A 12529-nucleotide genomic window follows, 5' to 3' on the forward strand; every position below is an offset into this window, starting at 1 on the left:
AACAATGAAAAAAAATCTGTTAAGTGCCGGTATTCGTAAGGCGTTGCTGCTGGGCAGCGCGCTGGCCCTGTCACAGCCGCTGCTGGCGGCAGAAAGCGCCAACCCGGCGCTGCAGGCGCTGTTCGATCAGGCCTCTTACTGGCATCAGAAAGCGCATGACGACCTGGCGACAGCCTCACTGCAAAAGGTGCTGATGGTTGAACCCAACAACACTCAGGCGCTCTACCTGCTGGCGCTCTATTCACAGCAGGGCGGCGACACTGCGGCGGCGGCGCAGTATCGCGCCCTGCTGAGCCAGGTCTCCCCCAACGATCCGCATCTTGGCGAGCTGGATAACGCGCGCCAGATGCAGACCATTCCGCAGGCGCAGCTTGCGCTGGCGCGTCAGCAGGCGCGCAGCGGCAATATTCCGGCGGCGTTACAGACCTGGCGCAACACCTTCAGCGGCAATGCGCCACCACCCAGTGTCGCGGCAGAATATTATCTCACTATGGCGGGCGACCGTACGCTGCTGCCGCAGGCAGTTGAGGCACTGCGTCAGTTTGCGGCTCAGCATCCGCAGGACACCGGCGCACGGCTGGCGCTGGGTAAAGCGCTGACCTATCAGGAACCGACCCGTCGCGAAGGCATTGAGGTGCTGAGTTCGCTGGCGAGCGGTAATCAGGATGCCGACCGCTCACTGCGTCAGGCGCTGCTGTGGCTCGGTCCACAGCCGTCAGATGCGGCGCTCTATCAGACCTGGCAGCAACGTCATCCGCAGGATTCGGCGGTGATCGACTACTACCGTAAAAACGTCGGCGGCGCAGAAAAAGGGGCCGGATTCAGCGCGCTCAACAGCGGTGACGTCGGCGGTGCGCAGTCCAGCTTTGAAAAAGTACTGGGCGCCAATCCGCAGGATGCCGATGCGTTAGCGGGCATGGGCTATGTGGCCCAGCGAGCCGGACGTTATCAGGAAGCGGCGGATTATCTGCAGCGGTCTGCTCAGCTCGGCGGCGATCAGGGTTCATCGCGTCAGCAGCAGGCTGACGATGCGCGTTTTTATGCACAACTGGCCAGCGCCCAGCAGGCACTGAAAAGCGGAGACACGGCGCAGGCGCTGACATTAAGCGAACCGCTGGTGCAGGCTGACGGTGAAAAAGGGCTGGCCGCCAGACTGTTCCGCGCCGACGTGCTGCGCCGCACCAATCAGCCTGCGCAGGCGGAGCAACTCTATCGCACTATTCTGCAAAGCGATGCGGATAACCGCAGCGCCAAAGAGGGGCTGTTCTATGTTCTGCGTCAGCAGAATCGGGGTGCCGAAGCCAGTACGCTGCTGGGTGCACTGCCGGACAGCGTTCGCCAGAGCGTCACGCCACGAGCCAATGAAGCCGATGCGCTGCGTCAGCAGGCGAAGCGTCAACTGGCGGCTGGTAACAATGCCGCTGCCATCGCGACGCTGCAGCAGGGTATTCAGCGCTATCCCACGGATGGCTGGCTGCGGCTTGATTTAGCCCGGCTCTACCGTCAGCAGGGCGATACGCTGCTGGCGGCCAACGTGATGCAGCCGGTGATGCGCAACGGGGCCAGCACCAGCGAACTGTATGCCGGTGCGCTTAACGCCAGCGAAAGCGGCGGCTGGCAGCAGGCCAGCACGTTGCTGTCGCGCATTCCCGCTAACGCGAAGACGGCGGCGATGCGTGAACTGGCGCAGCGGGTTAATTTCAATCTGCAGATGAGCACGGCCGACCAGTATCTGGCGCAGGGCGCGACGGCTGCCGCCGCCAATACCCTGAAGGCGCTCACGGTTAATCCACCCACCAACCCGGTTGATGCCGGAAACCTGGCGCAGAAGCTGGCGCAGGCGGGCGATCTCACCAGCGCCGTTTCGGTGGTGCGGACTAACCTGCAGCGTGGCGTGCAGGGCAATGCGGGCGATTATGCCGCGCAGATGACGGTGCTGAATCAGGCGGGCCTCGGCAGTGAGGCGCAGCGCTTCCTCAGCAACCCGGAACTGCAGGCGCGCAGTACGCCGACGCAGCTGGCCGGTATTCGCAATGGCTACCTGATTAACGAAGTGGATCGTCTGCGGCAGCAGCGTCAGTACGCGGTGGCGTATGACAAGCTGATTGGTGCACTGCAACAGGATCCGCAGAACCGCGATCTGATGTTCGCGATGGCCCGTCTCTACCAGGACGGCAAGATGAACCGGGATGCGGGCGTGGTCTATGACTACCTGATGACCCAGGATACGCCGACGCAGGATGCGCGCGTCGGAGCCATCAACGTCGCGCTGGCGCAGAACAATGTGCAGCGCGCTAATGAGCTGAGTCGCAGCCTTAACAGTACGACTCAGACACCGGATCGTCTGCTGCTGCTGGCGCGGGTGGCGGAGGCCAATGGCGAGCATTCTCAGGCGATGACTTATCTGCGTTCAGCGCGCGGTCAGCTGATTGGCCTGCAGGGCGCGCAGCCTGGCAGCGTGCCGACCGTGGGCGGACTGGCGCTGGCGGATAATCCGTTTATCAACCGTGATACTTCGCCGGTGGGACGTTCACCATCCAGCTACGGCACCGTGCTGCCGTGGCAGGCGGCACCTGCGAGCGTTGCCGCTGGCGTGACAACGCAGGGTGAACCGGCCGCGGGCAGCGAAACTGTTTCCCGGCAGTCACAGATTCTGCACGACGTCGACACCATGATGGATTCGCTGCAGGAGAAAACCGGCAGCTGGAGTCAGGGCATGGTGCAGGTGCGCGGGCGTGACGGCGAGTCGGGCCTGAGCAAGCTGACGGAAGCCAAAGCACCGCTGACCTTCTCTACCGTGCCGTTTGAAACGGCGCGCCTCGACTTTACCGCCACGCCGGTCTCACTCACGGCGGGCAGTGGCGCAGCCGATGCCTGGCGCCGTTTCGGCACCAATGCGCTGAGTCAGGGCAGGGTGGTGGCTGCAGGCGGTGCAACGGCGAATGACCTGCCGAACGCCACCACCGATTCGCAAACTGCCTCGGGCGTGGAGCTGAATCTGGCGCTGAAGGGCGACAGCTATAAAGTGGATATCGGCAGTACGCCGCTGGGCCAGGATCTCAGTACTCTGGTCGGTGGCGTGCAGTGGTCACCGAAACTCACCGACTTCCTGACGCTGATCCTGACCGGTGAGCGCCGCGCGATTACCGACAGCCTGCTCTCTTACGTCGGCGCAGAAGATAAAACCAGTGGCAAACGCTGGGGACGCGTCACCAAAAACGGCGCTAACGCCCTGTTAAGCTACGACAATGGCGATGCGGGCTTCTACGCCGGTGCGGGCGCGTACAGCTATCTCGGCGAGAATGTCGCCAGCAACAACAACCTGCAGGCGACGGCCGGTGCCTACGTTCGTCCGTTCCACACTGACGATCGCGAGCTGAAAGTCGGCATGAGCCTGTCGTGGATGGACTTCTCGAAAAACCTCAGCTATTTCAGCTACGGTCAGGGCGGCTACTTCAGCCCGCAGAACTATGCGTCGGTCTCCTTCCCGATTGAGTTCTCCCGCAAATTTGACGATCTGAAAGTCAATATTGGCGGGGCAGCCGGTTATCAGACCTACAGTCAGGATAAGAGCGCGTACTTCCCGTCGGATGCCAGCCTGCAGTCAGAGCTGGAATCCCTTGCCGCCAGCGGCAGTGTGAAAGAAGCTTACTACTCCGGCGGCAGTAAAAACGGCATCGGCTACAACCTGCACGCTGGGGCGGACTACAAACTTAATAAAGATGTGACGATTGGCGGCCAGCTGGGTTATGACACCTTTGGTGACTACAACGAAAGCAGCGCGCAGCTCTATGTCCGTTACCTGTTCGGAGAGAAGTAATGAGTGAGCATTCGGGGGTATCGCATCCTTATCAGCCGGGCTGGTTTGATCTGGTCAGCGTGCTGATTGACGGGATGATCGCCAACGCCGGTCAGCAGGAGGCAGAAGCCTTTCTCTATAAGATGGGGGAATCGCTGGCGACCCGCTATCCTTTGCCAGAGTCGCGTACCGTGCAGGATCTGGAGCGCGAGTGCAATCTGCAACTGGCGCGGTTTAACTGGGGCTTTGTGCAGCTTCAGCCGGAAGAGAAGGCGCTGCTGATTGCCTGTCACGCCTTACCGGCAGGCGACAACACCCACTCTCCGGCTGACTGGCAGGCGGCGTTTGGTGCGGTGATGGCCGGGCTTTTTTCGGGCTGGTTGCAGGGCCAGGGCGGCAGCAGCATTGTGCCGGTTACGCTTGAACTCAACGATGGCAGCACGCTGCACTATCGATATCAATAGGATCGGAAATGAAACGTAATCCACTCTGGCGGGTCTGGCTCTGCTCTGTTTTACTGCTGGCCTGCAGCGCGCAGGCAAGTGCCGGCGGCTGGGAGACTTTTAAAAGTCGCTTTGTGACCTCAGAAGGGCGGATCACTGACACCGCCAATAACAACGTCAGTCACACCGAAGGCCAGGGTTATGGCATGTTGCTGGCGGTGGCCAACGACGATCGCGCCACCTTCGAGCGGTTGTGGCAGTGGACGCGCAGCCAGCTGCGTAATCCGCAGACCGGGCTCTTCTACTGGCGCTACGTGCCGGGCAGTGACAACCCCGTCGCCGACAAGAATAACGCCTCGGATGGCGATGTGTTGCTGGCCTGGGCACTACAGCGTGCTGCACAGAAATGGCAGGTGGATAGCTACCAGCAGGAATCTGACCGTATTCAGCGCGCCATCATCAGGCTGGATGTCACGAGTTTTGGCGGCCACACCGTGATGCTGCCGGGTGCGCAGGGCTTTAACAAAGTCAGTTATGTGGTGCTCAATCCCTCTTACTTCCTGTTTCAGGCGTGGCGCGAGTTTGGTGAACACAGCCATCTTCAGGTCTGGGATAAGCTGATTAACGATGGCTTTGATCTGCTGGGTAAGCTGAGCTTTGGTAAAACCGGGCTGCCAATGGACTGGGTCGCACTGAATGCCGACGGTTCGGTTGCCCCGGCCGTCGGCTACTCGAACCGCTTCAGTTACGATGCGATTCGCGTGCCGCTGAACATCTGGTGGTATGACCCGCACAGCCTGGCACTGGTGCCGTTTCAGCGCGTCTGGCAGGGTTACAGCCGCATGCTGACACCCGCCTGGTTCGACGTGCTGGCGAATGCCCCTGCACCTTACCATCTTGAGGGCGGACTGCTGGCGGTACGTGACCTGACGCTGAATGAAACCGGCTATCTGAGCGATAAGCTGGCTGCGGATCAGAACTACTTTTCTGCCAGTCTGCAGTTGCTGACCTGGCAGGCGTTTCAGGAGAAGCGCTGATAACCAGCAGAATGGCGGCACTGGCCGCTGTTCTGCCACCGACCGCCACGCGCTCAACACGGAGCAGGCGCTCAGCCGCGCCTGCTCCGCCTTTAACTGCCGGGTCACGGCTCTGCAGCCCGTCGGTTACGCGTTACTGCGGATAGGCGACCCAGTCGCCGCCGTTCAGCCTGATCCAGGGTTTGCCCTGATACATCATCACCACTGCACCGTCATTTTCCGACACCACCGGCGTCTGCGGCAGCTTGTCAGTCAGCACCGACATATTCACATTCGGGGCATTAAATACCTGCCCATCTACGACGCGCGACACAATCTCTGACAAGGCCAGCAGGCTGGTCGGCGCATCAATGTTCAATGGCTGAGCCTGATGCGGCGCCTTCATTCCGACGAATTTAATGCCTACCGGTACGTGAGTAATATCCGGGCTGGGAATATCGCGCAGGCCGGACATCTGCATTTTGTCTCCCTCTAGCGCGGCACCGTGCTCGGGCACTACCATTACCATGACGCGGCGGCCCGACTTCTCCAGTTGTGTCATAAAGGTATCAAGCTGATCGAATAGTAGTTGCGCGCGCGGCTTCCACGGTGCCGTTTTGGTGCTGCCGAGTTCGCGGGTGCCGTCGTGCAGCGGGATCAGATTGTAGAAAGTGGCGCTGCGTGCATCGCTGCTTTTGCTGCGGTCGTCCAGCCAGCGCTGCATCAGTTGCGCATCGTTGAATACCGGCGAGCCGTCGAATGATGTCAGTTCTGGTGCGATACCCGCCTGTGACATCAGCGGTGCCTGAATATCGCCCCCTTCGCGTACCTCCTTCAGATAGTTACCGAATACGCCGGTGTGATCCATCATCAACTGCTCTTTAAAGCCCAGCTTCGCCAGATTGTCGAACAGATAGCAACGCGGATCGGCAGGTTTATAGAGATCGCTATGCGAGGTCTGGCCACAACTGGCACGCAGCAGTCGGATACCCGCCGGTCCGCTGTAGCTGGTTGCGGCGTTGTAATTGCTCAGCATGATGTCGAAATGCTGCCACAGCGGATGGTTACGCAGCTGAGAAGCATCCATATCAGACCAGGCGAGCGAACAGATATTGATCACCAGGATGTCGAAAGGCTGCGAATCGGCGGGCAGATTGTCGGGAAAATGCGTCACGCGCTGGCGTTCACTTTCATGAAAGCGGTTCAGCCAGGCGGTGAGATTCGCGCTGGTCGGCGGCGCAGACTGCTCCAGTCCATCCGGCGTGGCGGCTGGCTGGCCGCCGCTGGGCGTCTGATTCAATACCACCTGTGGCGTGGCCGTCCGGGTCGGCAGCAGCGACATCGCCGGACCAGCAATCGTCAGCACGTTAAGCCAGATCAGCATCAGCGAAACCAGCACCGTGATGCGGATCCATTGTGAAACAAACAGATAGAGAACCAGCAGCACAAAGGCGGCCCCCACCATTTGCCAGTTAATAAAGCGATCGGCCAGGTCGAGCAGATAGGCCGCAGAGAAGCCCGCCAGCTGATCGCCCTGGCTGAGTATGCTGCTGAGTCCTGGCAGCCAGGTGTCGTGCCAGAACAGCGCGATGCCAACCGGAATCGAGATCAACTGGCGGATGCGATGCAGGCGCGCCGAGGGTAACGGAAAAAGCAGCCAGGCGAGAAACACCAGATTGCTCAGGGCGTGAAAATTGAGATAGCCATACCACAGCAGGCCGAACTTCAGTAAAAAGTAGAAATTCCAGCCGCCCAGTCCGCGCCAGGAGGACCAGAAGCGGGAAGAGGAGGCCGCCGCAGGTTGATCAGTATTCATTAATTTTTTCTATCCGTTTCAGAGGATTGACGCTGCCAGTGACCTTCCGATTTAAGCGCGCGAGCCGGCAACAGGCGATTCATGATGCCGTTCCAGCGACGGGGTAGCCATTTTTGATATAACGGCTTTAAAAACAGCAGGATAACCAGAGTAAGTAGCGCGATTTGTACCCAGTCCATCAGATTCATAAGGCGTTGTTCTCCGGCAATAAAGTGATGGGCTGCGGTGCAGCGCGTTCATGTGTTTCAGGCCGGCTCTCAACGGCGGCGCGGGCCGTCTCTGATACCGGAGTCAGATCCTGAATTGCCATCGGCGTCAGTTTCTTGATATTGCTGACTTCCGCGAGGATCTGATTATCCTCAAACCAGACCATCCGGTTAGCAAACAGCTCGTCGTGAGGCAGAGAAAAGATATATTTCAATGCTTTATCAAGGTCGTTATAGCGGCAGGAAGAGAGGAAAAGGATGACACGATCTTCCAGCACCGTGACCAGGTCGCCAAAGCGGCGCGGTTTACAGAGCGTCAGGATTTGCTGAGGCTTCAGCTGTGGCACCGGCCGCAACGCGACCAGCAGGCCCTTATCATTTTCCGGCAGCAGGGTATTGCTGATCAACTGGCCGACTGACTGACAGAAGGCGTCGAGACGCAGGTAGCCTTTCTCATGCAGAGGCTGCAACGAAGCGGTTAACGCCTCAAGACTGGCGGGAACGCGACGGTTAAACACCTGTCCCTGAAGGCCCTCCAGCGTGGTCAGAAAGCGCGACAGTGTGGCGTTAGTCGGGACGATGGCGTTCACACCGCAGGCCAGCAGCAGACGTTCGTCGCTATAACGCAGGCTGGCCCCCATCTCGCGCACCACAATTTTCAGGCCGTTGCCGCGTGTACGCCGCAGGCTGTGCACCATCTTCGCCAGTTCGTTGATATATTCGCTGCGGGTCAGGCTGAAAATCACCGTTGCGGCATTGGCCTGCTGCGCCCGCAACCAGGCCTGTTCATTATCCTCGAACAGTTGCCACTGGCGTGAAAGCGGCGGCGCGCCTTCGAGCACGATTTTGTCCGCAAGATAATGCTGCTCATCGTTGAGGCTCAGCGGTTCCTGCTTTTCATTTAAGGTAAAAAAGCGCTCATTTTCACAGCCCAGACGTATTGCCCGATCGGCAAGCAGGCGTTCCGCGGCATACCACCAGTTAATTCGATACTGCCAGCTATCCTGCTGAAAGCTCAAATGCGCAACGCCATCCAGCTGACGAAAATAACGCTGAAGATGATTACTCAGATTTATTATTGTGGTGCCGGAGGTCACGATTAAAAGGGTGAGCTTTCTTTTATGCAACGTCTGACGCATGCCCTTTATCCAGCGGGATAATTCTGCGTCATCAAGCTTATCCCATTGCGCTGCGCTGCTATTAAATATCACTAACCCATTTTTACTGCCGAGCGTGCGCAGAAAATCACTTTCCAGCTGCAACAAACTGCTTTTGCTTTTGGAAAGAGAAAACAGCGGAATACGATCGGGTCCGCCAATGGGGTCGGGCGTCAGCAAATCACGCGGCGGCTGGTCAGCGCTGATCAGCGTTACGGCCTGCTGATGTGAAATTACCTGTCGAATAAAAGTGCGGGCGTCATCCTGCCGCGCACAGGTCACCCAATAACAGCCAGGCGTTTGCAATGCCGTTAATTCAGGCTGAACATGCAACAGCCCCAGCGAAAAAGAATTTTTCATATTGAATTCGTTATTTTTCCAGTCCAGGCTAGCTTATTATAGACAGGCCGGGATGTAACCTGAGAAATTTAAACATTGCTAATCACAGGCCGGCTCACATTGTTCTGCAATTGCCGCGTTTCTGGAAATGTTTTTCAACTTTCCTTTACGCGCAGTCCGTCATCCTGAGTGTGACGTTGTTTTATTTTTGGCGAACAGTAATGAAAAACCACAATCTCTATAACCCTGTTGCCGCTGATGGCGATCGTCAGGATGATATTAGTGCGTTGCGTGATGCGTTTTCTTTGCACTCTTTCCGCTATGTCGACATTGCGCGGGAAGAGCGCCTGAAAGCGATTGTGTCGCGCTGGCCGCTGTTAGCGGAAACCCTTGCCAGCCAGTCTGAGACCGATCGCTGATGCCGCAGATCGCGCTTCAGGGCGTACGGGGCGGCGTCGGCACGACTTCTCTTTGTGCCGGATTAGGCTGGGCGCTGGCTGCACTCGGCGAGCGAGTATTGTTGATTGATGGCTCTCCGGTCAGCCAGCTCGGCGTGCATTTTAATCTGCCCGCTCAGCAGGATAATGGCTGGATGAAAGCCCTGTGTGAGGGCGGTGACTGGCAGCACAGCGGGCTTCGCTATCCCGATGGTCCTGATTTGCTGCCTCACGGGGTGCTTTCCCATCAGCATGCTTTGACTATTGCCAGACAGAATGAGGCGATCGCCGCGCCGCTGCTCCAGGCATTGCCGGACCTGCGGGCGCGCTATCAGTGGATTATTTTCGATCTGCCTGCCGATACCCTGCCCTGGCATGAAACGCTCTATCCGACGCTGGACAGCCTGTTGTGCGTCACTCAGCCAGACGCGAATTGCCATTTGCGGCTTAGCCAGCGCCAGTTTCCGGCGCGCACCCGTTTTATTATCAATCAGTTTAATGCCAACAGCCGTCTGCAGCAGGATCTGCATCAGCTCTGGATGGCCTCGCTGAATCCGCTGATCCCGCTGCTGATCCACCGGGATGAGGCGCTGGCAGAAGCGCTGATGATGAAGCAGCCGGTCGGTGAATACCGGCCACATGCGTTGGTCAGTGAAGAGATCATCACGCTGGCAAGCTGGCTGCTGCTCAATCTGAATGGAGTGAGCTCTTGAATCCGTTGTGCTGGCTGTTAACAGCGCCCGCCTGGCAATCGCTGCACAGGGGCTACACCACCGCACGAGGCAATGGCGCGTCCCGCTTCGCCAGTGCGCTCCATCTGTTCTGGTCGGTGCTGGGCCTGATGCTGCTTCGCTTCGAAACGCCGGGCTGGCAGCGGATTATTCAGCAGCGCCGCCGGCTCTATCCGCACATTTCGCCGGAGCGGCCGCGACCGCTGGATATCCTGCGTTATCTGATCCAGACGCTGTGGCTTTTGGTGATCCTGCCGCAGAGCGATGGCGCTCGTGGCGGTTTCCGTGGCCTCGGTGCGCTGTCTGGGTGGCGCCACCATGGCTACCGCTGGCTGGACAGGGCCGTTGCCCACTCACAGACCCAGGGAATCGATGTGCGCATCGAACAGTGGCTGAAGCGGCTGTCGCCGCTGGTGCGACGCAGCCTCTTCGCCGTCACCGCCCTGTTTGCGACGTTGCTGGCGCTGCTCTGTATCAGCCAGCCCTTTGGTCTGATGACGCAGTTTATCTTTGTGGTACTGCTCTGGAGTCTGGCGATGCTGGTACGACGCGTCCCGGGGCGTTTCCCGACCATGATGCTGATTGTGCTGTCGCTGACCGTATCGTGCCGCTACCTCTGGTGGCGCTATACCTCGACGCTGAACTGGGACGATCCGCTGAGTCTGGTGTTTGGTCTGCTGCTTATTGCGGCTGAGACCTACGCCTGGGTGGTGCTGGTGCTGGGCTATTTTCAGACGCTCTGGCCGCTTAACCGTCAGCCGGTGTCGATGCCTGTCGATCGGGATCAGTGGCCAGGCATCGATCTGCTGGTGCCAACCTACAACGAACCGCTCAGCGTGGTCAGACCTACCATCTATGCTGCCATGGGCATCGACTGGCCGAAAGACCGCCTGAATATCTATCTGCTCGACGACGGTGGCCGGCCGGAATTCCGCGACTTTGCCGCCAGCGTGGGTATCAACTATGTCGTCCGTCCCACCCATGAGCACGCCAAGGCCGGCAACATCAATCACGCGCTGAAAAAGTACTGCCGCAGCGAATTTGTGGTGATTTTCGACTGTGACCATGTGCCGACGCGCGCCTTTTTGCAGATGACCATGGGCTGGTTTATTAAAGATCCCCGGCTGGCGATGATGCAGACGCCGCATCACTTCTTCTCGCCTGATCCGTTTGAGCGCAATCTCGGGCGGTTTCGTCGTACGCCCAATGAGGGTTCGCTCTTTTATGGGCTGGTGCAGGACGGTAATGATACCTGGGATGCCACCTTTTTCTGCGGCTCCTGCGCCGTGCTGCGCCGCAGCGCACTGGATGAAATTGGCGGTATTGCGGTGGAAACCGTTACCGAAGATGCCCATACCTCGCTGCGTCTGCACCGGCGCGGCTACACCTCGGCCTACATCCGCATTCCTCAGGCGGCCGGACTGGCGACCGAAAGTCTGTCAGCGCATATCGGACAGCGTATCCGCTGGGCACGCGGTATGGTGCAGATCTTCCGCCTTGATAACCCGCTGTTTGGTAAGGGGCTGAAGTGGGTACAGCGGCTCTGTTATGCCAACGCCATGCTGCACTTTCTCTCTGGCATTCCGCGGCTGGTCTTCCTGCTGGCGCCGCTGGCGTTTCTGCTCTGTCATGCCTACATCATCTATGCGCCTGCGCTGGCGATCGCCATTTATGTTTTGCCCCATATGCTGCATACCAGCCTCACCAACTCGCGTATTCAGGGACGCTGGCGACACTCTTTCTGGAGCGAGGTCTACGAGACGGTGCTGGCCTGGTATATCGCCCGGCCTACCACCGTGGCGCTGTTCAATCCTCACAAAGGGAAGTTTAACGTCACCGCAAAAGGCGGGCTGGTCGAGGAGCAGCATCTGGACTGGGTGATCACCAAGCCCTATATGCTGCTGGTGCTGCTCAACCTCGCAGGGGTATTGATGGCGTTCTGGCGCATGCAGCACGGTCCGGCCAATGAGGTACTGACGGTATGGGTGAGCCTGATTTGGGTGCTCTACAACATGATTATTCTTGGCGGTGCGGTAGCTGTTTCGGTTGAAGCACGGCAGATCCGTGAGGCGCACCGGGTGGAGATCGCCATGCCGGCCGCCATTGCACGCGAAGATGGTCATATGCTGCCCTGTACGCTGCGTGATTACTCTGACGGCGGCGTCGGGCTGGAGATGCGCGAGCCGGATGCGCTGCGGGAGAATGAAAAAGTGTGGCTGCTGCTGCGTCGTGGACAGCAGGAGTTCAGCTTCCCGTGCCAGGTGCAGCGTGTCTTTGGCCACCGTGCTGGCGTGCGTCTCCATCAGCTGACCACCCAGCAGCATATTGAATTTATCCAGTGTACCTTCGCCCGCGCCGATACCTGGGCGCTGTGGCAGGACGGTTTTCCGGAAGATAAACCGGTGCAAAGCCTCGCCGATATCATGATCCTCGGTTTCAAAGGTTACCTGCGCCTGGCGGAATATGGCCCACCGCAGTTACGTCGGCTGTTTAACCTGCTTACCGTTGGGGTGAGCTGGCTGGCTTCGCTGTTGCCGCAAGGCATCGGACGTGTGCCGGCTTCAAAAAACGCATTGAGTTGATGA

General features: G+C 58.8%; 9 protein-coding genes. 6 read left to right on the plus strand and 3 right to left on the minus strand.

Going from position 1 to position 12529, the window contains the following annotated elements:
* Positions 1–4: 4 nt before the first annotated feature.
* Genes EPG66_RS16895 through EPG66_RS16905 form a run of 3 tightly spaced genes read left to right on the plus strand, consistent with a single transcriptional unit; the run spans position 5 to position 5279 of the window.
* Complete coding sequence (locus tag EPG66_RS16895) at positions 5–3820, plus strand: cellulose biosynthesis protein BcsC (protein WP_182687597.1); 3816 nt, start codon at positions 5–7, stop codon at positions 3818–3820.
* The gene (gene bcsD, locus EPG66_RS16900; RefSeq protein WP_039390436.1) at positions 3820–4263 is read left to right on the plus strand and encodes a cellulose biosynthesis protein BcsD; all 444 of its coding nucleotides are present in this window, start codon (positions 3820–3822) and stop codon (positions 4261–4263) included. The genes EPG66_RS16895 and bcsD overlap by 1 nt, the downstream gene beginning before the upstream one ends.
* 8 nt (positions 4264–4271) lie before the next feature.
* A complete protein-coding gene (locus EPG66_RS16905; RefSeq protein ID WP_182687599.1) occupies positions 4272–5279 on the plus strand; it encodes a family 8 glycosyl hydrolase in 1008 nt (335 codons plus the stop codon).
* A 133-nt stretch (positions 5280–5412) separates the two neighbouring features.
* On the opposite strand, the gene bcsG is transcribed toward EPG66_RS16905, so the two are convergent.
* From bcsG to bcsE, 3 genes are read right to left on the minus strand one after another with little or no spacing between them, the layout of a single operon-like run.
* Positions 5413–7074 carry a cellulose biosynthesis protein BcsG gene (gene bcsG, locus EPG66_RS16910; RefSeq protein WP_069025584.1) on the minus strand — a complete coding sequence of 554 codons (1662 nt, stop codon included), beginning with the start codon at positions 7072–7074 and terminating at the stop codon, positions 5413–5415.
* Positions 7074–7262, minus strand: coding sequence for a cellulose biosynthesis protein BcsF (bcsF, locus tag EPG66_RS16915; protein ID WP_039390442.1), 189 nt, complete (start codon positions 7260–7262; stop codon positions 7074–7076). Before bcsF ends, bcsG begins: the two co-directional genes overlap by 1 nt.
* Positions 7259–8797 (minus strand): cellulose biosynthesis protein BcsE, encoded by a 1539-nt coding sequence (gene bcsE, locus EPG66_RS16920; protein ID WP_182687600.1) that lies wholly within the window; start codon positions 8795–8797, stop codon positions 7259–7261. Before bcsE ends, bcsF begins: the two co-directional genes overlap by 4 nt.
* 200 nt (positions 8798–8997) lie before the next feature.
* Between bcsE and bcsR the strand changes: the two genes are divergently transcribed.
* From bcsR to bcsA, 3 genes are read left to right on the plus strand one after another with little or no spacing between them, the layout of a single operon-like run.
* On the plus strand, positions 8998–9195 hold the full coding sequence (bcsR, locus tag EPG66_RS16925; RefSeq protein WP_010257416.1) for a cellulose biosynthesis protein BcsR: 198 nt from the start codon (positions 8998–9000) through the stop codon (positions 9193–9195).
* Complete coding sequence (bcsQ, locus tag EPG66_RS16930) at positions 9195–9926, plus strand: cellulose biosynthesis protein BcsQ (protein ID WP_010257415.1); 732 nt, start codon at positions 9195–9197, stop codon at positions 9924–9926. Before bcsR ends, bcsQ begins: the two co-directional genes overlap by 1 nt.
* Positions 9923–12526, plus strand: coding sequence for a UDP-forming cellulose synthase catalytic subunit (bcsA, locus tag EPG66_RS16935; RefSeq protein ID WP_182687603.1), 2604 nt, complete (start codon positions 9923–9925; stop codon positions 12524–12526). The genes bcsQ and bcsA overlap by 4 nt, the downstream gene beginning before the upstream one ends.
* Positions 12527–12529 lie beyond the last annotated feature (3 nt).

The organism is Pantoea pleuroti, from assembly GCF_014156615.1.
In the GTDB taxonomy this organism is placed as follows: domain Bacteria; phylum Pseudomonadota; class Gammaproteobacteria; order Enterobacterales; family Enterobacteriaceae; genus Pantoea; species Pantoea agglomerans.

Bases quoted from the DNA above. Each gene is read 5' to 3' on its own strand.
- EPG66_RS16895 (WP_182687597.1), top strand. From the start codon at position 5: ATGAAAAAAAATCTGTTAAGTGCCGGTATTCGTAAGGCGTTGCTGCTG.
- bcsD (WP_039390436.1), top strand. From the start codon at position 3,820: ATGAGTGAGCATTCGGGGGTATCGCATCCTTATCAGCCGGGCTGGTTT.
- EPG66_RS16905 (WP_182687599.1), top strand. From the start codon at position 4,272: ATGAAACGTAATCCACTCTGGCGGGTCTGGCTCTGCTCTGTTTTACTG.
- bcsG (WP_069025584.1), bottom strand. From the start codon at position 7,074: ATGAATACTGATCAACCTGCGGCGGCCTCCTCTTCCCGCTTCTGGTCC.
- bcsF (WP_039390442.1), bottom strand. From the start codon at position 7,262: ATGAATCTGATGGACTGGGTACAAATCGCGCTACTTACTCTGGTTATC.
- bcsE (WP_182687600.1), bottom strand. From the start codon at position 8,797: ATGAAAAATTCTTTTTCGCTGGGGCTGTTGCATGTTCAGCCTGAATTA.
- bcsR (WP_010257416.1), top strand. From the start codon at position 8,998: ATGAAAAACCACAATCTCTATAACCCTGTTGCCGCTGATGGCGATCGT.
- bcsQ (WP_010257415.1), top strand. From the start codon at position 9,195: ATGCCGCAGATCGCGCTTCAGGGCGTACGGGGCGGCGTCGGCACGACT.